Below are 19,577 nucleotides of genomic sequence, written 5' to 3'. Positions count from 1 at the left end.
TCCGGCAATCGGGGAGACGTTACTTCGCCACCGGGAGCGCATCCTGCTGACGACTGCGGCGCATATGACGCCGCCACAACGAGAAGCCGCCATAGGCCAGACTCAGCACCACGGCATAGAGCACCTGGGAGGCGAGCGCCACCAGCACCAGAGCGCAGAGCAGTACACTCACCCCCGCCAGCCCCTTGCCCACTCCACTCAGCAGGCGCCAGCCCGCCGCCATGCAGAGCAGGTAGACCAGCACGAAGTTGCCGTTGGCGTAGCGGATCAGCTCATCGAGTGGCAGTCGCAGCCAGATGATCAGGGTGATACAGAGCAGGCAGATGGCGAGCACCAGACTCAAGGCCCGCAACGGCGCACCGCGAGCGGTGAGCACGGCCAGCGAGGGGGGCAGCTTGCCTTCGCGCGCCATGCTCCAGATCAGCCGCGCAAAGCCCTGAATGTAGATATTGATGCTGGCAAAGCAGGAGAGGTAGCCGAGCACCGCCACCAGCCACTTGGCGGTGGGGCCAAACAGCAGCGCCAGCAGAGAGGGAATGGCAGTGGCATTTTTCGCCTCATCGCCGTAGAGGCCATATTTGAGCACCACCAGCGAGTGTACCCAGTAGATAAGCCCCGCCAGCAACACCCCGCCGAGCAGGGCGATGGGATAGTCCCGCTCCGGCCGCTTGAACTCCTCCCCCATATGGGCGAAGGCCTCCAGCCCGACAAAACACCAGAACATCACCGCCAGCGCAGTGGCCATGGCAGGCCACTCGTCCGCGCTCGGCAGCGGCCGGGCGGCATCGCGCCAGCTCACCTCCCCCTTGAACCAGATAAGCAGGGTCAGGCCCAAAATGGCCAAGGCGATCAGCAGTTGCAGGTTGCCGGAGGAGCGCGCCCCGCGCAGCCCCAGCAAAAATACCCCGAGCAGAGTGAGCAGCTGGATGGCCCACAGGGTCCACTCCCCCATCTCGAACAGAGCGTGCCAAAAACCGGCGGCAATCATCAAGGCCGCAGGCAGGCCCACCGGCAGCACCGCCAGAAACAGAAAGGCGGAGAAGCGCTCGGCGCCGTTGCCAAAGGCGAGGCCAATCAGGTGCGGCGCGCCGCCCGCGTGGGGATAGCGGCGGCCGAGGCGAGCGAAGGTAAAGGCAATGGGCAGCACCAGCGCAATCAGCAGCAACCAGGCCCACAGCGAGGCCCCGCCCGCCAGCGACGCGGCGGTCGCCGGTACCACGAAGATCCCGGTACCGAGCAGCGAGGTGGCGAGCAGCCCCATCCCCTGCCAGAGCCCGAGATCCTTTTTCAACGCAGACATATTCCTTTGCCCCGATTCATAAACAGATGTCGGGCCATGTTAGGCCTCCCCCGCCACTTTGTTAAGCGTCCGAGCGGGGAATATGCAGCCCTTTATTCAGCTTCAGATTCCGATTGCAGGGACTCGGCCAGAAAATCCCCCAGCAGGGTGATCTTGAGCACCTGCCGCCGCGCCGCCGGATAGATAAAGTAGAGGGTCTTGGCAGGAGTCTGATAGTGGCTCAACAGCGGGAACAGACGCCCCGTGGTGATATGGTCGCGCACCTGTTCGGCGGGCTGCAAGGTGATGCCAGCGCCAGCCAGTGCCGCTGTCAACAAGGCTGGCCAGTGGTTGATGCGCAGGCGCGAGGCCACCCGCACCTCTTCGCTCTGACCATCCTCGCCAACAAACTGCCAACGCTCATGCTCACCCCAGTTGCCATGCAGACACTGGTGGCGAGCGAGATCGGCCGGATGGTACGGCACGCCATGACGGGCGAGATAGTCTGGCGCCGCGCAGAGGCGGTAGTGCTGGGTCAGCAGCGGGCGGGCAATCAGCGCCTCATCCTGCGGGCGCAGGGTACGGATGGCGGCGTCGAACCCTTCCTCCACCAGATCGACCCAGCGCGGGGTAAGCTGCAGATCCACCTCCAGCTTGGGGTAGCTGTCGAGAAAAGCGGGCAACAGCGGCACCAACCGGTGGTGGCCAAAACTGAGGGGAGCTGCGATACGCAGCCGACCGGCGGGCTCGGCCAGCAGATTCTGGGTGAGTGACTCGGTCAGCGCCAGCTCCTCCAGTACCCGCTCGCAGCGGGCAAGAAACAGCAGCCCCAGCTCGGTGAGGGCTTGCTGGCGGGTGGTTTTGTGAAACAGCTTGCCCCCCAGCCACTGCTCCAGTCCCTGCACATGCTTGCCCACCATCTGGGCGCTGATCCCCTGCTCGCTCGCCACCGCGCTGTATGAACCCAGCTCCACCACCCGGGTGAAGATGCGCATACTGGTCAATCGGTCCAAAACCCCTCCTTTGCCCGCTTTTCAGGGCTATGCGGCCCGCTGCCAGACCTCTTATTCACAACCAAAAGTTTATTAAGAAATGGATTTTAGCCAATTTATCTATCTTTTAGTTACCAATAGAGTGATGCCATTCCCTCCCCACAGGATAACTCTCCATGAAAAGTACCTATCTGGCCGCGCTACTGGTCGGTCTGCTCGCCACCGGTGTCAGTCAGGCTGCCGAGAGCAGCTTTATCAACAACCACGATCAGACTCCCGCCCCGGCCACCGCAACCCTGAGCAAGGCCCAGCCCGATATCTTCCGGGTCAGCCTGCTCGGCACCGGCACCCCGGTGCCCCAGATCAGTCGCGGCGGCTACAGCACCCTCGTCGAGGCGGGCAACCAGAAGCTGGTGTTCGATTTTGGCCGCAACTCCGCCACTCGCCTGTGGCAGCTGCATATCCCCGTCGGCCGGGTCAACGCCTTCTTCCTCACCCACTTTCACTCCGACCACACCAACGGGCTGGCGGATCTCTGGCTGACCGGCTGGCTGCAACCGGCCTATGGCCAGCGCCACGCGCCGATGGAACTCTACGGCCCCAAAGGCATCACCGCCCTCGCCCGTGGCTTGCAGCAGGCCTACGCCACCGACATCGCCACCCGGGTCAAAGATGAGGGAACGCCGCTGGACGGGGTGGAGATCAATAGCCACGAGGTCACCGCCGGGGTGGTCTACGACCAGGATGGGGTCAAGGTGACCGCCTTTGATAACGACCACGGGGTCAACATCAAGCCATCGTTCGGCTATCGCATCGACTACCACGGCCACAGCGTGGTGCTCTCTGGCGATACCCGCTACAGCCCCGAAGTGGTGAAGCAGGCCAAGGGGGCCGATCTGCTGGTGCACTGCGTCTCCATGACCTCTGCCGCCCGGATGAAAGCCAACCCCGGCTACAAGGCGATCGCCGGTCATCTCGCCTCTCCCGAGCAGGCGGCCCGGGTAATGAACGAAGCCAAACCGGCGCTGACCGTGTTCAGCCATATCGGCCTCAACGGCCAGATCTCGGTGAAGGATTTGGCGCAGGATCTGCGTGCCCACTACACGGGCCCCTTCGTCATCGGCAATGACCTGATGCAGATCGACCTGCCCACCACGGCCTCCGGCAAGGGTTACGCCCTTTGGCAGTCGGAGAATATCGACAACGCCCAGCCATGAATCCCGGCCATAAAAAAAGCCGCCTCGAACGAGGCGGCTTTTTCACAAGGATTAACCGGAGTTATCAGGCAATCAGCTTGTAGATGATACCGGACATGGCGATCAGGCCAATCAGAGTCACGAAGCCGTTGCTGATGTTGCCAGCGTATTTGCGCATGGCAGGAACCTTGGCGATGGCGTACATCGGCATCAGGAACAGCAGCATTGCGATGATCGGGCCGCCCAGGTCTTCGATCATGCCGAGGATGCTCGGGTTGATGGTGGCGATGGCCCAGGTGGTCAGGATCATGAACACGGCAGTGATTTTGTTCAGTTGCTTGGTGTCAACGTTCTTGCCCTTTTCACGCAGCGCCTTGGCCATCAGGCCGTTCATGCCTTCTTGCGCACCCAGGTAGTGACCCAGGAAGGATTTGCTGATGGCAACCATGGCGATCAACGGAGCCACAGTGGCGATAACCGCGTTGTCGAAGTGGTTGGCCAGGTAGGACAGGATGGAGATGTTCTGTTCTTTGGCAGCAGCCAGGTCAGCCGGAGAGAGGCTCAGTACGCAGCTGAACACGAAGAACATAACGGTCATTACCATCATGACGTGGGCGCCCAGCAGGATGTTGCTGCACTTCTTCTCTGCACCTTCACCGTAACGACCTTTGTTATCCACCGCGAAGGAGGAGATGATCGGGGAGTGGTTGAAGGAGAACACCATAACCGGGATAGCCAGCCACAGGGTCTTGATGAAGTCACCGTTGAAGGCGTCGGACAGCGCCGGAGCTTCAGTGATGATGGCACCATTCCAATGCGGGATCAGGTAGAACGCCAGGCCCATCAGGGTGATCACGAACGGGAATACCAGCACGCTCATCGCTTTGACGATAACCTGGCCGCCCAGACGAACAACTGCCATCAGACCGAGGATCAGCGCCAGTGACAGGACGGCACGGGGAGGTGCAGACATGCCCAGCTGGTGAACAATCACGCTCTCGACGGTGTTGGTGATAGCGACTGAGTACATCAGTACGATCGGGTAGATGGCAAAGAAGTAGAGCAGGGTGATGAATTTGCCTGCGGTCTTGCCGAAGTGCTCTTCTACGACTTCAGTGATGTCGCCATCACGGGTAGAGCCGGACAGCACGAAGCGGGCCAGACCACGGTGAGCAAAGAAAGTCAGCGGCAGGGCCAGGATCAACATGGCAACCAGCGGCCACAGGCCACCTACACCGGCGTTGATTGGCAGGAAGAGCACACCGGCACCGATCGCGGTACCGTACAGACCCAGCATCCAGACCACATCGGCCTTGTTGATGCCACGGGAAGTGTTGCTGGCTAAACGACCATCAGCTGCAATATTCATGTCAGACATATGTTGTTCCTGTCATCTAGGAAAAATGGGATTCTTGTTTGTTCGGGCCCTTGGCCCGGTTCCCTCTCCCTGGAACGCCTGCTGTCCGTCCTTGTTATTAACCTCTCGCACCCCGGCAACCTGGCCATCACTCCTTGTGACAACAAGACCGCAACAAACAACAGTGCGAGATTTTGACCCTGAGGGTCGGCGCTCGTCTCACTTAACAACCGATTAACGCGCACCACTCTTGATGGGCTGACTTTAATTAAATGCCCCTATTAATCACAGCGTTTTTTTGAATTAATCAACCAAAGTTTGATTCGGGTCGCCTTTCGGACGACCAAGATCACACTAGAAGCGCCTTATTGTGAGTTTTTTTTAACAATTCAACTTAGTTTCACTGGAATCAATGGCCTGCGAGTCGCTACATTTGCGCAACAAGCCATCCATTCCGGACGGATTGTGTGCAGCACGCCCATGGCGTACCCTTGGGACTCACGCCTTTTTGTTGATTGATGATGACCATTACCCGTACCGATCTCGCCGAACTGGCGGTGTTTGCCGCCGTCGCCCGCCACCGCAGTTTCAGCAAGGCCGCCCTCGAACTCGGGGTCTCCGCCTCTGCCCTCAGCCATAGCCTGAAAGGACTGGAAGAGCGGCTGGGGGTGCGGCTGCTCAACCGCAGTACCCGCGCCGTGGTGCCGACCGACGCGGGCCAGCGGCTGCTCAAGCAGCTGCTCCCCACCCTCAATACCCTGGAAGAGGCGCTCAGCGAGCTGGCCCGCAACAGCGACGAACCGGTGGGACGACTCAAGCTCTGCGCCCCCCGTGGCGCCATCGACAGCCTGCTGGCACCTGTGCTGATCGACTATCTGCGCCGTTATCCCAGAATGCAGGTGGAGGTGGTGGAGCAGGAGCTGATGCCCCGCCTGATTGAAGATGGGTATGATGCGGCACTCTTTTATGGGGACTTGCTGCCCAAGGAGATGATCGGCATTCCCCTCGGCTCGCCCCAGCGCTATCTGGTGGTGGGCTCCCCCGCCTATCTGGCCGAGCACGGTACGCCGGAGCACCCGAGCGAGCTGAGTCGCCACGCCTGTATCGGCTATCGCCTCACCCCGCACCACCACTATCGCTGGGCCTTTGCCGCCGACGGCAACATGCTGGAGATCGAGGTGACCGGGCCGCTCACCACCAGCACCCCGGCCCTCTATCTCGGGGCCGCCGAGGCGGGGCTGGGGCTGGCCTACTGTCTGGAAGAGGAGGTGAGTCAAAAGGTCGCGGAGGGGAAACTGCTCACCGTGCTGGAGCCCTGGTGCCCCACCTTTGCCGGTTTTTACCTCTTCTATCCCAGTCGGCACCAGCTGGGCAGCGGCCTGCGCATCCTGATCGACATGCTCAAGGCTCACTACCAAAATCCCGGATTAGTGAGCAATACTCAGCAATTCATCAAGTGAAACCCTGATTATCACCAAATAAGTATTAATCTAGACTAGCTGTTCGATATTCGAGCTCCCCGAGAGAACAGATATGTCTGCCTATTTAACACTGCGGCAACGGGCCATGACCCGTCGCTTCTGGGCTTATGCCCTCCCCTCCATTCTTGCCATGCTGGTCTCGGGGGCCTACTACCTCGTCGACGGCATCTTCGTCGGCCACTATGTCGGTGCCGCTGGCCTCGCCGGGATCAATCTGGTCTATCCGGTCATCATGGTGCTGATCGGACTGGCCGCCATGATCAGCATGGGGGCGGCCACCGCCATCTCCTTCCAGCAAGGGGCGAAAAACGACACGCTGGCCCGTCAGGCGCTGGTCAACGCCCTCTGGCTGCTGGCCGGACTCGGGGTAGTTGCGCCGGGTCTGCTCTATTACACCCACACCGATATCCTGCTGGGGCTGGGGATTGAACAGGGCACCGAGACCTGGAAACAGGCGAGTGACTACCTCACCTGGATCGGCGGCGGCACCCTGCTGCTGGCCAGCAATCTGGCGGTCCCCTATCTGCTGCGCAACGATGGCCGCCCGAAACTGGCCATGGTGCTGGTGAGCAGCGGCGCCGTGCTCAACATCATCCTCAACTACATCATGGTGGGTCGGCTGGGGCTGGGATTGATCGGTACCGCGCAAGCCACCCTGATGGCAGAAGGCGCCGTGAGCCTGATCGGCCTTGGCTACTTCTTTACCCCCTGGGCCCGGCTGCGCCTCAGCTGGCGGGATCTGGTGCCTAACCTCCCCGCCATGCCGAACCTGCTCTTTACCGGTTTGCCGAGCCTGATTGCCCAGTTCAACCTCGGCCTGCTGCTGATGCTGCACAACAGCCAGCTGATGGTGTATGGCAATGTGAAGGATCTGGCGGGCTTTACCGTGGCCGGTTACACCGAAGCGGTCTTTATCGTCATTCTGCAGGGGCTGGCGTTCGGCATTCAGCCACTCATCAGCAAGGCGGCGGGGGCCAAGCGCCATCGCAACCTCAAGTACCTGATGGAGATGGGGCTCAAGTTCACCTTTATCTACGGCATGCTGGTGTGGCTCACCATCCAGCTGCTGCCGGGACAGGTCGCCATGCTCTATACCGGCGACAAGGATCCCGAACTGCTGGCCGCCGCCATCAGCAGCCTGACCCTCAACCTCGGCGCCATTCCGCTGGAGGGGATCATCATGTTCGGCATCGTGCTGCTGCAATCCATGGCGCGCACCCGGCAGGCGCTGCTCATCTCCATCGCCAAAACCGTACTGCTGCTGCCGCTGATCTTCCTGCTGCCACAGCAGTGGGGCCGTGACGGTGTGCTGATGGCCCAGCCCGCCACCGTGCTGCTGCTCACCCTGCCGCTCTGCTGGCTGCTGTGGCGCGAGTGGCTGCGCCTGAAAGTGGCCTGCGCACCAAAAGCCAAGCGCCATCCGCAACCGGCCCGCGCACGCGCCGCCGTCCAGCTGGCCCGCTAAGACCGCCAATCCCGCAAAACAATATAAAACCGGCATCCCCTGATGCCGGTTTTGTTATCTGCGCTTCCCGCCCATCTCGTACATACAGAGAAGCCTCCGCAAGGGAGGCTTCTCTTATTCAACGCATCAGACTGGATGACCCGTCAGCGCGGGCTGAGCGATCAGGGCTTACTTGACCGTCACTCGGGCAAACTTGCGCTTGCCAACCTGATAGACGGCGATACCGGCACCGATGAGTGCCTTGCCATCTTCCAGCTTCTCGCCATCTACCTTGACCGCGCCCTGCTTGATCATCCGCAGTGCTTCGGAGGTGGTGGCCACCAGATCGGCCTCTTTCAGCAGGTTGGCGATGGCCAGCCCTTCGCCTTCCAGTGCCAGCTCGACTTCCGGCATCTCGTCCGGAATGGCGTTCTTGGAGAAGCGCTGGGTGAAATCTTCGTGGGCCGCTTCGGCCGCCGCTTCGTCGTGATAGCGGGTGATGATCTCTTTGGCCAGCCAGATCTTCACGTCGCGCGGATTGAGGGTACCGGCAGCGATGCCCGCCTTGAACCCTTCAATTTCAGCCAGCGGACGGAAGGAGAGCAGCTCGTAGTAGTTCCACATCAGATCGTCGGTGATGGACATGATCTTGCCGAACATCTCGCCCGGGGCATCGTGTACGCCGATGTAGTTGGCGGCGGATTTGGACATCTTCTTGACGCCATCCAGACCCACCAGCAGCGGCATCATCAGCACGCACTGGGCAGCCATGCCGGCATCTTTTTGCAGCTCGCGGCCCATCAGCAGGTTGAACTTCTGATCGGTACCGCCGAGCTCGACGTCCGCCTTCAGCGCGACCGAGTCATAGCCTTGCAGCAGCGGATAGAGGAATTCGTGAATCGCGATGGATTGGCCGCCGGTGTAGCGCTTTTTGAAGTCGTCGCGCTCCATCATGCGGGCCACGGTCTGCTTGGCCGCCAGCTTGATCATGCCGGTCGCGCCCAGCTCGCCCAGCCAGCTGGAGTTGTACTCGATGCGGGTCTTCTTGGGATCGAGGATCTTGAACGCCTGCTCCGCATAGGTGAGGGCGTTGTGCTTGATGGCCTCTTCGGAGAGCGGCGGACGGGTGCTGTTCTTGCCGGAGGGATCACCCACCATGGCAGTGAAATCGCCGATCAGCAGGATGATCTCGTGGCCCAGATCCTGGAAGGTCTTCAGCTTGTTGAGGATCACGGTATGACCCAGGTGAATGTCGGGGGCCGTCGGGTCCATGCCCAACTTGATGCGCAGCGGGCGCCCTTCCTTCAACTTGGCGACAAGTTCTTCTTCAACCAGAATTTCTTCCGCTCCGCGCTTGATCTCGGCTAGCGCCACCTCGAGCTGGGACATTTTTTGACTCTCCAATCACGATTCCACAGGGCCAAACATATTACTGGAATGGCGGGCCAATTGGAAAGGCTGTAAAATCCGTCCATTCTGCCCGACTTCATCTGCTTCTCATGGTTATTTGGCACGCCTTCAACTCCCTCCCCCACTGGCACCGCAAGATGGTGCTAATTTTAAGCATCATGATCATGATGCTGGCTGCCTGGCCAAGCGAACAGGCGGTAGCAACACGGGTCGATGAAAACGGCAACGAGATTGCCCTGCGGGAACCGGCTAACGACAACGCACTGAACGACGAACTAACGGCCGAGGCCGAGGCCGCCCGGCCCGTCACCCCACCCAAGCCGCGCTATATCACCAAACAGGTGAAGGTGCGCCGTGGCGACAACATGGGGGTGATCTTCCAGCGCATTGGCCTGAGCACCACGGATCTGCACCTGATCGATCAGCTCGACGGCAGCGATCCCCTGCGGATGCTGCAACCTGGGCAGGAGCTCACCTTCAAGCTCACCGAACATGGCGAGCTAAACAGCCTCTATTACCCCCACAGTCTGGAGCAGGCGCTCAAGGTAGTTCGCAAGGATGAGGAATTTGTCGCCCGCAACGTCAAGATCGCCCTCGACACCCGCGAACAGGTGAGCAAAGGCGAGATCCGCTCCAGCTTCTGGGGTGCTGCGGTGGACGCGGGGATGACGGAAGATCAGATCATGGATCTCGCCGCCATCTTCGGTTGGGATATCGACTTTGCCCAGGACTTGCAACCGGGGGACAGCTTCCGGGTGGTCTACGAAGACAAGTTCCGCGACGACGAGCGGGTTGCCTCCGGCGATATTCTGGCGGCCGAGTTCGTCAACCAGGGCACCGCCTACCGCGCCGTGCTCAATGAAGATGGCAACTACTACACCCCGGAAGGGAAGGCAATGCGCAAGAGCTTCCTGCGTGCGCCGGTCAACTTCAAATACATCAGCTCCAATTTCAACCCGCGCCGCCTCCATCCGGTGACCGGCAAGATCCGCCCCCATAACGGCATCGACTATGTGGCGCCGGTGGGCACCCCCATCATGGCGGCGGGCTCCGGCAGCGTGGTGGCCGCCGGTTACAACCAGTTCAACGGCAACTATGTCTTTATCAAGCATGCCGGCAACTATGTGACCAAGTACCTGCACCTCTCCAAACGCACCGTCAACAAGGGGCAGCGGGTGAAGCAGGGGCAGACCATCGGCACCCTGGGTGGCACCGGCCGCGTCACCGGCCCGCACCTGCACTATGAATTTGTGGTGGGCGGCATTCACAAGAACCCGCGCACCCTCACCCTGCCGCAGGCAGAGACCCTGAGCGGGCGCGAGCTGGCCAACTTCAGGAAGCTGGCGATGCCGCAACTAGCCAAACTCGACAAGCCCGAGCTGCAACTGGCCCAGAACAGGCGGGATAGTCGCGGCAACTGAGCCATCAGGGCTGGCAGGGTGAAGGCCCTGCCAGCCCCTTTTATTGAGCCCGCGCCTGGCAACCCCATTGAAGTGAACGCATGGCTGAGCGCCATATCGGATGGGTGTCGGGAACCGGAGTATCCCGGTCAGCAAGTGAGGAGAGCCAATGGCTGAACGCTATATCGGATTGATGTCAGGCACCAGCATGGACGGTATCGACGCCGTACTGGTGATGATCGACGGGGATGAACTGCGGGTCGAAGCGGCGCTTTGTCACCCCTGGCCGCAAGAGACCGCCCGCACACTGCATGCCCTCTGCACCCCGAGCGACAACGAAATCGACCGCATGGGGGTGGCCGACAATCTGATTGCGCAGGAATTTGCCGCTGCGACCCAGGCGCTGCTGGCCAAGGCGGGCCTCACGCCCGCCGATATTCGCGCCATCGGCAGCCACGGCCAGACCATCCGCCACCGCCCCCAGCTCGGCTTTACTCTGCAGATCGGCAATGCCGCCCTGCTGGCCGCCCTGACCGGCATCGACGTGATCGCCGATTTTCGCACCATGGACATGGCCCTCGGTGGGCAAGGAGCGCCGCTGGTGCCCGCTTTCCATCAGGCGCTGTTTGCCAAGCCTGGCGCCCTGCGGGTGGTGCTGAACCTCGGCGGTATCGCCAATATCTCGGTGCTGCCGGGCAATCCTGGCGGGGTCTATGGTTTTGATACCGGCCCGGCCAACACCCTGCTCGATGGCTGGTATCGCCGCCATCAACCACACGGCGGCAGCTATGACGCCGGAGGCCAATGGGCCGCCAGCGGCAAGCCTATCCCGGCGCTGCTGGACACGCTGCTGGCCCACCCCTATTTCACCGCCCCCGCCCCCAAGAGCACCGGACGGGAGATGTTCACCCTCGATTGGCTCGATGGCGAGCTGGCAGGCACAGACTACGCCCCCGTGGATGTGCAGCGTACCCTGCAGGCGCTCACCTGCCACAGCATCGCCCGCCAACTGCCCGCCCGGCCCGAGTCAGTCGGTGCCAGCCAGCCGAAAGCCGAGCTGTTTGCCTGCGGCGGCGGCGCCCATAACGCCCCGCTGCTAAAGGAGCTGGCCAGCCTGCTGCCTGCATGGCGCATCGCCAGCACTGCCGAGCTGGGATTGGCCCCCGACTGGGTGGAAGGCGCTGCCTTTGCCTGGCTGGCGATGTGCTTTGTCCACCGCAAGCCGGGCAACCTGCCCGCAGTGACCGGCGCCAGCCGTCCGGCCGTGCTGGGGGCCCTCTATCCCGCGGGATAACCCCTGCCAACCACGGTCGTTCGCCCCCTCATAGACCCACAGCAGCCCCACAACAGCCCCGATCTGACCAAGTTCGGGGCTGTTGCGTTGGATGGTGCCCGACCTCTTTATCGGGACTGCGCTTTATCGGGTCGGCTTTGCGCTCGGGGTTGTGAAAGCTCGGCCTGAATGGCTCGCTCACCCTGCCCTCCAACTCGCCATGACAACCCGCCATTTTCCTGCGCTTTCCATTACGCACCATGAGGCCCATATTTTTTGCTGCAATCTTATGGAATATCTCACTATATATCGCGAGATAAAATCGCCTCACATCTGCGGCCATACTGTGACTGCCAGATAATTATCCATTTGCCGCTCATGCAAATATTTGAATTATATTCCAGCCACATCTTTAGCCGTTGCAACATAAATGGCAGCTAGCATATTTCCACGATTGAAGATAGAGGATTAAAAAAACATAAAATACATATCTATGCACCGTAATGCCGTTTGCTGGCAGGCTGATGCATGGCGTTAACCCTTTATTCACAGCCCTGTTCTGCCAAGGCTTGCGCCCCAACACCCGCCCTGACTGGGCTACTGCTCGATGCAGGGCCATTGGCGGGCAAACGGGTGATTATTCAGCGTGAATTGAATAGCAATCACATTAAATTTGCGAGCGTTGAGCCATCTCATAGAAATGCAATCCGTGGTTTGCAACCCCTGATAGCCACTCATAGAATCGCCCTGTCTGAAATATCTACCCTGTCTCTTCCTCTCTTATCCCTCTCAGCTATTGAGTGGATCACAAATAATAACCGGGGATGCCGCCGCTGGCGCAGTGGCCATGGCGCACAACAAGATGGGGTCAACCTGTACCTGAATTAACAACAAATATTAAAAAGAGGCATATCTATGAGTGGCACCATCATCAAGTCGGCAAGAAATACCACCCATGCACCCCAGGATCTGGGCCCCTGCACCCAAACGGTGGCGTTCTCCCATTACAACAATATCTCCGCCCAGCTGCCGGTCGATCCGGCCACCGGCAAGATGGTGAGTGGCGATGTCACTGCGCAGGCCAGACAGTGCCTGAGCAACCTCAAGGCGATCATCGAGAGCATCGGCCATGTGATGGACGATATGGTCAAAGCGACCATCTTCCTGAAAGAGATGGCGGATCTGGAGGCGGTCAACGCCGTCTATCGCGAATTCTTCCCGGGCTATCTGCCGACCCGCACCACCCTCGCCGTCGCCGCCCTGCCGCTGGGCGCGCTGGTGCAGATCGATGCCATCATCTCCAACGGCGAAGGTACCTTCCCGCAAGATCCTTGCCCGCTGGTTAAACTGGCCCGCAATAGCGACAAGGCGCCGCACAACCCGCTCTCCACCCATACTGTGGCCTTCTCCCACTACAACAATATCGGCGCCCAGCTGCCGGTCGAGGCCGCCTCGGGCCAGCTGGTTGCCGGTGGCATCAAGGAGCAGGCGGGCCAGTGCCTGCGCAATATCAAGGCGGTGCTGGAGAGCATCGACGTGCCGTTTGACGATATCGTCAAGGTGACCGTCTATCTGACCGATCTGGCCGATCTGGAGGCCGTCAACGAGGTCTACACCACCTTCTTCCCCGACTCCGCCATCGCCCGCGCCGTGGCCTATCTGCCCGCCCGCTCGGTGGTCAGTGCCGCCGCCCTGCCCATGGGGGCACGGGTGCAGATGGATGCGGTCATCTCCCACGGTGACGGCACCCCGCCACAACTGGTGGAAGACAGACACAATCTGGTGATCAGCGCCCGCAATACCGACAAGGCACCACGCAGCCCGCTCCATTGCCAGACCGTCGCCTTCTCCCACTACAACCATCTGTCTGCGCAACTGCCGATTGACCCCGCCACCGGCAAGATCCTGACTGGCTGCGTCAAAGAGCAGACCGCCCAGTGCCTGAGCAATATCAAGGCGATTGTGGAGAGCATCGGCCATGTGATGGACGATATCGTCAAGGTCAATATCCAGCTCGGCAATATCGCGGATCTGGATGCGGTCAACGCCGTCTACACCAAATACTTCCCGGGTTATCTGCCTGCCCGCACCGTATTCGGGGTGAGCGAACTGCCCGCCGGTGCCTTGGTGCAAATTGATGCGGTGATGTCCAACGCGGAAAGTACCCCGCCGCAGGCGTAAGGTTTGTTTTAAATAATAAAAAGAGACCGGCTGATAGCCGGTCTCTTTTTTGATAAAACGAAGTGATATTAATTTTTATAGCATCAACTTAAAAAACGCGAACGTCCGATTACGCTTCGCTAATCGAACCTACGAACTTAAATAGAAACATGATATTTAGTTGTCATGTAAATAATTTTCCATTCGCTTATGGAAATGCTCGTGAGCTAAATTTGAAATATCACATCCCATAGCATTTCTACCAATATTTTTAGCTGCAACTAAAGTCGAACCAGAACCAAAAAATGGATCTACTATCAGATCGCCATGGCTAGAACTCTGTGAGATAAGAGTCTCCAATAATGCAACTGGCTTCTCCGTGGGATAACCACGATGAACACGCTTACACTCCAAAACATCAGGGATGCCTAAGTCATTTAATTTTCTTTTTCCTTTTTCAAAGAAAAGAATAAACTCATATTTGGCTCGATAATGATACCCCATTCCAATTGCCATTTTATTCCAGACGATTGGCTTCCAAAATTTAAAACCAACTTTTTCCGCAATTGGTTTTACATAAAACATAGTCTCTTGATCACAGAATAGATAAAAATGTGAGTTTTTCTTTAACACTCGATAAAGCTCTAAAAATAAGCTTTCGAAGCGTTCATTTGGGAAAATATCAAACCATTGATTACTTGATCCATCACTTACTTTAAGGCGAGTTGTTGTCCCAATTTTCCGGTGTTTCTCTAAAGACTCATATGGAGGATCCGTTATAACAAGATCAACGCTTGCATCCGCAAGCGTTGACAACCATTTCACAGCATCATCACGAAATAGATTCATTTTCTCTACTTAAAAAAACTACAGGGTTTACCATTCAAGTATACCGTTGATGGAGCACCTGGGTCTAATGTCCGGCAATCGACGCAATAACTCTGATCACCCTGAGGGTTAGTAGGTGTCTTACGTGCAGGCGTTTGGCCAAAAGCCTCTGGATGACGATGAAAAACATGTTCACTACCATTTGTGTCAGAGCACCGAGGGCAGGACTTGTATTCATTACCTAGTTCATCGTGCTTATGTAAAACTCCGATATTCAACTGTTTACCACAACATTGGCAAGGCATCTAAATACTCCCAAATTATAGGCTTTGAAAATTTCAGAGTTCATTAACACTCTAATTTCCATCTCATAGTAATGATATTAAATATATCAAAACTGATACCTAATATAGTGCTAGAGGGGCCTTGTATGAAGCCTCTTTATTTGCTTTTGAAATCTTTGTCATTATTTAATTTGAATTACATAAACTCAGAAGCCCTAAGCAGGCATACAATTTTTGTCGTGTAAAAAAAAGCGCCTCCCAAGGGAGGCGCTTTTCAGTTCAAAACCAAGCAATCAGCAATTACAGGGATTCAGCGGTCGCAACCACGTTTTCCACGGTAAAGCCAAATTCCTTGAACAGCAGCTCGGCCGGCGCGGACTCACCGAAGGTGGTCATACCGATGATCTTGCCGCCGAAACCGACGTACTTGTACCAGTAGTCAGCGATGCCTGCTTCGATGGCCACACGCTTGGTGACGGAAGACGGCAGGACGGACTCTTTGTACTCGGCGGATTGAGCGTCGAACACATCGGTACAAGGCAGAGAGACCACGCGCACGGCACGGCCCTTGGCAGTCAGATGCTCATAGGCGGCAACAGCCAGTTCCACTTCGGAACCGGTGGCGATCAGGATCAGCTCAGGGGTACCGGCGCAATCCTTCAGCACGTAGCCACCCTTGGCGGTGTCGGCCAGCTGCTGGGCAGTACGGTCCATCTGAGCCAGGTTCTGACGAGAGAAGATCAGCGAGGTCGGGCCGTCGGTACGCTCGATGGCGTGCTTCCAGGCGATCGCGGATTCAACCTGGTCACACGGACGCCAGGTGCTCATGTTCGGGGTCAGACGCAGGGACGCGATCTGCTCAACCGGCTGGTGAGTCGGGCCATCTTCACCCAGACCGATGGAGTCGTGGGTGTAAACGAAGATGACGCGCTGCTTCATCAGGGCGGCCATACGCAGGGCGTTGCGGGCATACTCCATGAACATCATGAAGGTAGCGCCGTAGGGGATGAAACCACCGTGCAGGGCGATACCGTTCATGATGGCGGACATGCCGAACTCGCGTACACCGTAGTGGATGTAGTTGCCGGAGGCATCGTCGTTGGTCAGGGACTTGGAACCGGACCACATGGTCAGGTTGGACGGCGCCAGGTCGGCAGAACCACCCATGAACTCCGGCAGCAGCTTGCCAAACGCTTCCAGAGAGTTCTGGGACGCTTTACGGGTTGCGATCTTGGCCGGGTTGGCCTGCAGGGTTTCGATGATCTTGGCTGATTCGGCAGCCCAGTTGGCAGGCAGCTCGCCAGTGGTACGGCGCTTGAATTCGGCAGCCAGAGTCGGGTGAGCGGCTTCATAGGCGGCGAACTTGGCAGCCCAGTCAGCTTCCAGCTTGGCGCCCTTCTCCTGACCGTTCCACTCGGCAGCGATGTCGGCCGGGATAACGAACGGTGCGTGGTCCCACTTCAGGAACGCGCGAGCAGCGGCGATCTCGTCGTTGCCCAGCGGTGAGCCGTGGCAGTCGTGAGAACCGGATTTGTTCGGTGAACCGTAACCGATGATGGTGCGGCAGCAGATCAGGGTCGGCTTGCCGGTCTCGGCCTTGGCGGCTTCGATGGCGGCATTGATGGCTTCCGGGCTGTGACCGTCAACAGCCGGGATAACGTGCCAGCCGTAGGCTTCGAAACGCTTGACGGTGTCGTCGGTAAACCAGCCTTCAACGTGACCGTCGATGGAGATACCGTTGTCATCCCAGAACGCGATCAGTTTGCCCAGTTGCAGGGTACCTGCCAGGGAACACGCTTCGTGGGAGATGCCTTCCATCAGGCAGCCGTCGCCCATGAAGGCGTAGGTGTAGTGGTCAACGATGTCGTGGCCCGGCTGGTTGAACTGCTCAGCCATGGCTTTTTCGGCGATCGCCATACCCACGGCATTGGTGATGCCCTGACCCAGCGGGCCAGTGGTGGTTTCAACGCCCGGTGCATAACCGTACTCCGGGTGACCCGGGGTGCGAGAGTGCAGTTGGCGGAAGTTTTTCAGATCGTCGATGGAGAGGTCATAACCGGAGAGATGCAGCAGGGAGTACAGCAGCATGGAGCCGTGGCCGTTGGAGAGGATGAAACGGTCGCGGTCGGCCCACTTGGGGTTGTTCGGGTTATGTCTGAGGTGGCTACGCCACAGCACTTCGGCGATATCCGCCATTCCCATGGGGGCGCCCGGGTGACCGGAGTTGGCTTTTTGAACGGCATCCATACTCAATGCACGAATGGCATTGGCAAGCTCTTTACGAGAAGGCATCTGAATCTCCTGCGATTGCTTCATTTGATGGCCAAGATTAAGGCGCGTTATTGTCCCAGCAGGGCGCGCGGCGTGCAAATGTTATCTGGACGAATAAAGTGGCTTTGGGAGGACAATCGCTTTTCTTGGCTGCTTTTGACTAAAGAGAACAGATGCAAACGTTTGATTTCCACCCCCTTGGGGATAGCAAGGAGCCATTAGTAGCTGGCTTGCGATGCCACGACAAAATAGTGCTGGCAATCGCGGGGGGCGCTAATTAAAATAGACGTCCAGATGTAGATACCTCTACACCATCCCATTCACCCGGTTATTGCTGTGGCGATAACCCAGACAAGCTGAGACTCCCATCATGGCAAAGCTGTTTACTTCCGAGTCGGTCTCCGAAGGCCATCCCGACAAGATTGCGGACCAGATCTCCGATGCGGTACTGGACGCCATCCTCAAGCAAGATACCAAGGCCCGTGTCGCCTGTGAGACCCTGGTCAAGACCGGTATGGTCATGGTGGCCGGCGAAGTAACCACCTCTGCCTGGGTTGATATCGAAGAGATCGTGCGTGATACCGTGCGTGACATCGGCTACACCCACTCCGACATGGGCTTCGACGCTGACTCTTGCGCTGTGCTGAATGCCATCGGCAAGCAGTCCCCGGATATCAACCAGGGCGTTGACCGCAGCGATCCGCTGGAGCAGGGCGCTGGCGACCAGGGCCTGATGTTCGGCTACGCCACCAACGAAACCGACGTGCTGATGCCCGCCCCCATCACCTACTCTCACCTGCTGGTGAAGCGTCAGGCTGAAGTGCGCAAGAACGGCACCCTGCCGTGGCTGCGTCCGGATGCCAAGAGCCAGCTGACCTTCGCCTACGACGACGCAGGCAAGATCATCGGTGTGGATGCCGTGGTGCTGTCTACCCAGCACGCCGAATCCATCAGCCACAAAGATCTGGTTGAAGCGGTGCGCGAAGAGATCATCAAGCCGGTGCTGCCGGCCGAGTGGGTCAACAAGGACACCAAATACTTCATCAACCCGACCGGCCGTTTCGTTATCGGCGGCCCGATGGGTGACTGTGGTCTGACTGGTCGCAAGATCATCGTCGATACCTACGGCGGCATGGCCCGTCACGGTGGTGGCGCCTTCTCCGGTAAGGATCCGTCCAAGGTTGATCGCTCTGCTGCCTACGCCGCCCGCTACGTTGCCAAAAACATCGTTGCCGCCGGTCTGGCCGATCGCTGTGAAATCCAGATCTCCTACGCCATCGGCGTGGCCGAGCCGACCTCCATCAGCGTCGAAACCTTCGGTACTGCCAAGGTCGCCGAGGATCTGCTGGTCAAACTGGTACGCGAGCACTTCGAGCTGCGTCCGTATGGCCTGATCCAGATGCTGGATCTGAAGCGCCCGATCTACCAGGCCACTGCTGCCTACGGTCACTTCGGTCGCGACGAGTTCCCGTGGGAGCAGACCGACAAGGCCGAACTGCTGCGTTCCGCCGCTGGCCTGTAAGGCTCGCTGTTGTGATAAAAGGGGAGCCTGGCTCCCCTTTTGCTTATCCGCTACCTGACGAGATGTTGATGTCTGCCACTCCTGCCCAGCTTGTCGCCCTGCTGCAACAACGCGTAGAAGCCTGTTTTGTGCAGGCCGAGGCGCGCCTTGGCCGCACCTTTCCCCGCCCGCGGATCTACTGCAATATGCGGGGCCGGGCGGCGGGATCGGCGCGGCTGCAAACCTGGGAGCTGCGCTTCAACTCTGCCCTCTATCAGGCCAACCAACAGGCGTTTCTGGATGAGGTGGTGCCCCACGAGGTGGCCCATCTGCTGGTTCACGCCCTTTGGGGTGAACATAGCGGTGAAGGGCGTGGCAAAAACCGGGTGTTGCCTCACGGCAAGCAGTGGCAGTCGGTGATGCGGGAGGTGTTCGGCCTTGAGCCCAGAACCACCCACAGCTTCGATCTGGCTGTTCTGGCCCAGCGCACCGTGCCCTATCGCTGCCAATGCCAGCAGCATCAGCTGTCGATACGCCGCCACAACAAGGTGGTGCGTGGCGAGGCCCGCTATCACTGTCGCCGCTGCAAGCAGCCGCTGGAGCGGGAACGGCCGGAGCCCCAACAGTAAGCCAGCCTGTGTCGCGCCCCTGTGTTAGGGTGCCCGCCATCGTTCGTCTATCATCCCGTTTGCAAGGAATCC

The 19,577-nt window shown here is 58.9% G+C and carries 14 protein-coding genes; 8 read left to right on the top strand and 6 right to left on the bottom strand.

Translation table 11 applies throughout. The features are described 5' to 3' along the window. Positions 1-19: 19 nt before the first annotated feature. Both yjeH and OKC27_RS03545 read right to left on the bottom strand, forming a co-directional pair. Positions 20-1,300 carry an L-methionine/branched-chain amino acid transporter gene (yjeH, locus tag OKC27_RS03550; RefSeq protein ID WP_270805936.1) on the bottom strand — a complete coding sequence of 427 codons (1,281 nt, stop codon included), beginning with the start codon at positions 1,298-1,300 and terminating at the stop codon, positions 20-22. 92 nt (positions 1,301-1,392) lie between these two features. Continuing rightward, entirely contained in the window at positions 1,393-2,292 is a 900-nt protein-coding gene (locus OKC27_RS03545; protein ID WP_270805935.1) for a LysR family transcriptional regulator, read from the bottom strand. A gap of 155 nt (positions 2,293-2,447) precedes the next feature. Between OKC27_RS03545 and OKC27_RS03540 the strand changes: the two genes are divergently transcribed. Continuing rightward, positions 2,448-3,488 carry an MBL fold metallo-hydrolase gene (locus tag OKC27_RS03540; RefSeq protein WP_270805934.1) on the top strand — a complete coding sequence of 347 codons (1,041 nt, stop codon included), beginning with the start codon at positions 2,448-2,450 and terminating at the stop codon, positions 3,486-3,488. Positions 3,489-3,552: 64 nt separating this feature from the next. On the opposite strand, the gene OKC27_RS03535 is transcribed toward OKC27_RS03540, so the two are convergent. After that, on the bottom strand, positions 3,553-4,845 hold the full coding sequence (locus OKC27_RS03535; RefSeq protein WP_042058614.1) for an HAAAP family serine/threonine permease: 1,293 nt from the start codon (positions 4,843-4,845) through the stop codon (positions 3,553-3,555). A 500-nt stretch (positions 4,846-5,345) separates the two neighbouring features. Here OKC27_RS03535 and OKC27_RS03530 point away from each other — a divergent pair, with 500 nt between their 5' ends. Together OKC27_RS03530 and OKC27_RS03525 are read left to right on the top strand one after the other, a co-directional pair. Further along, the gene (locus tag OKC27_RS03530) at positions 5,346-6,284 is read left to right on the top strand and encodes a LysR family transcriptional regulator (RefSeq protein WP_270805933.1); all 939 of its coding nucleotides are present in this window, start codon (positions 5,346-5,348) and stop codon (positions 6,282-6,284) included. A gap of 73 nt (positions 6,285-6,357) precedes the next feature. Beyond that, positions 6,358-7,770 (top strand): MATE family efflux transporter, encoded by a 1,413-nt coding sequence (locus OKC27_RS03525; protein WP_270805932.1) that lies wholly within the window; start codon positions 6,358-6,360, stop codon positions 7,768-7,770. Positions 7,771-7,938: 168 nt separating this feature from the next. On the opposite strand, the gene tyrS is transcribed toward OKC27_RS03525, so the two are convergent. Beyond that, the gene (gene tyrS / locus OKC27_RS03520) at positions 7,939-9,138 is read right to left on the bottom strand and encodes a tyrosine--tRNA ligase (protein ID WP_270805931.1); all 1,200 of its coding nucleotides are present in this window, start codon (positions 9,136-9,138) and stop codon (positions 7,939-7,941) included. Positions 9,139-9,248: 110 nt separating this feature from the next. Here tyrS and OKC27_RS03515 point away from each other — a divergent pair, with 110 nt between their 5' ends. The 3 genes from OKC27_RS03515 to OKC27_RS03505 all read left to right on the top strand — a co-directional run bounded on the left by OKC27_RS03515 (position 9,249) and on the right by OKC27_RS03505 (position 14,013). Continuing rightward, positions 9,249-10,580 carry a peptidoglycan DD-metalloendopeptidase family protein gene (locus OKC27_RS03515; protein WP_270805930.1) on the top strand — a complete coding sequence of 444 codons (1,332 nt, stop codon included), beginning with the start codon at positions 9,249-9,251 and terminating at the stop codon, positions 10,578-10,580. Between the two features lie 148 nt (positions 10,581-10,728). Continuing rightward, the gene (locus tag OKC27_RS03510; RefSeq protein WP_270805929.1) at positions 10,729-11,853 is read left to right on the top strand and encodes an anhydro-N-acetylmuramic acid kinase; all 1,125 of its coding nucleotides are present in this window, start codon (positions 10,729-10,731) and stop codon (positions 11,851-11,853) included. 894 nt (positions 11,854-12,747) lie between these two features. After that, positions 12,748-14,013: a RidA family protein gene (locus tag OKC27_RS03505; protein WP_270805928.1), complete on the top strand. Its 1,266-nt coding sequence runs from the start codon at positions 12,748-12,750 to the stop codon at positions 14,011-14,013. A 156-nt stretch (positions 14,014-14,169) separates the two neighbouring features. Here the strand turns inward: OKC27_RS03505 and OKC27_RS03500 are convergent, their stop codons facing one another. Together OKC27_RS03500 and tkt are read right to left on the bottom strand one after the other, a co-directional pair. Beyond that, the gene (locus OKC27_RS03500) at positions 14,170-14,841 is read right to left on the bottom strand and encodes a DNA-methyltransferase (RefSeq protein ID WP_270805927.1); all 672 of its coding nucleotides are present in this window, start codon (positions 14,839-14,841) and stop codon (positions 14,170-14,172) included. Positions 14,842-15,404: 563 nt separating this feature from the next. Continuing rightward, positions 15,405-17,396, bottom strand: a complete 1,992-nt coding sequence (gene tkt, locus OKC27_RS03495; RefSeq protein ID WP_270805926.1) for a transketolase — start codon at positions 17,394-17,396, stop codon at positions 15,405-15,407. 349 nt (positions 17,397-17,745) lie between these two features. Between tkt and metK the strand changes: the two genes are divergently transcribed. Beyond that, entirely contained in the window at positions 17,746-18,897 is a 1,152-nt protein-coding gene (metK, locus tag OKC27_RS03490) for a methionine adenosyltransferase (RefSeq protein ID WP_270805925.1), read from the top strand. Positions 18,898-18,965: 68 nt separating this feature from the next. Beyond that, the gene (locus OKC27_RS03485) at positions 18,966-19,505 is read left to right on the top strand and encodes a SprT family zinc-dependent metalloprotease (RefSeq protein WP_270805924.1); all 540 of its coding nucleotides are present in this window, start codon (positions 18,966-18,968) and stop codon (positions 19,503-19,505) included. The last annotated feature ends 72 nt before the right edge of the window (positions 19,506-19,577 follow it).

The organism is Aeromonas sp. QDB62 (genome assembly GCF_027705695.1).
GTDB lineage: Bacteria > Pseudomonadota > Gammaproteobacteria > Enterobacterales > Aeromonadaceae > Aeromonas > Aeromonas allosaccharophila.
Note: the sequence above shows the minus strand (reverse complement) of the source record. Positions and strands in the feature narration are given on the sequence as shown.

Excerpts from the sequence above, each read along its gene's own strand:
- yjeH (WP_270805936.1), bottom strand. The coding sequence starts at position 1,300 with ATGTCTGCGTTGAAAAAGGATCTCGGGCTCTGGCAGGGGATGGGGCTG.
- OKC27_RS03540 (WP_270805934.1), top strand. The coding sequence starts at position 2,448 with ATGAAAAGTACCTATCTGGCCGCGCTACTGGTCGGTCTGCTCGCCACC.
- OKC27_RS03535 (WP_042058614.1), bottom strand. The coding sequence starts at position 4,845 with ATGTCTGACATGAATATTGCAGCTGATGGTCGTTTAGCCAGCAACACT.
- OKC27_RS03530 (WP_270805933.1), top strand. The coding sequence starts at position 5,346 with ATGACCATTACCCGTACCGATCTCGCCGAACTGGCGGTGTTTGCCGCC.
- OKC27_RS03525 (WP_270805932.1), top strand. The coding sequence starts at position 6,358 with ATGTCTGCCTATTTAACACTGCGGCAACGGGCCATGACCCGTCGCTTC.
- tyrS (WP_270805931.1), bottom strand. The coding sequence starts at position 9,138 with ATGTCCCAGCTCGAGGTGGCGCTAGCCGAGATCAAGCGCGGAGCGGAA.
- OKC27_RS03515 (WP_270805930.1), top strand. The coding sequence starts at position 9,249 with ATGGTTATTTGGCACGCCTTCAACTCCCTCCCCCACTGGCACCGCAAG.
- OKC27_RS03510 (WP_270805929.1), top strand. The coding sequence starts at position 10,729 with ATGGCTGAACGCTATATCGGATTGATGTCAGGCACCAGCATGGACGGT.
- OKC27_RS03505 (WP_270805928.1), top strand. The coding sequence starts at position 12,748 with ATGAGTGGCACCATCATCAAGTCGGCAAGAAATACCACCCATGCACCC.
- OKC27_RS03500 (WP_270805927.1), bottom strand. The coding sequence starts at position 14,841 with ATGAATCTATTTCGTGATGATGCTGTGAAATGGTTGTCAACGCTTGCG.
- tkt (WP_270805926.1), bottom strand. The coding sequence starts at position 17,396 with ATGCCTTCTCGTAAAGAGCTTGCCAATGCCATTCGTGCATTGAGTATG.
- metK (WP_270805925.1), top strand. The coding sequence starts at position 17,746 with ATGGCAAAGCTGTTTACTTCCGAGTCGGTCTCCGAAGGCCATCCCGAC.
- OKC27_RS03485 (WP_270805924.1), top strand. The coding sequence starts at position 18,966 with ATGTCTGCCACTCCTGCCCAGCTTGTCGCCCTGCTGCAACAACGCGTA.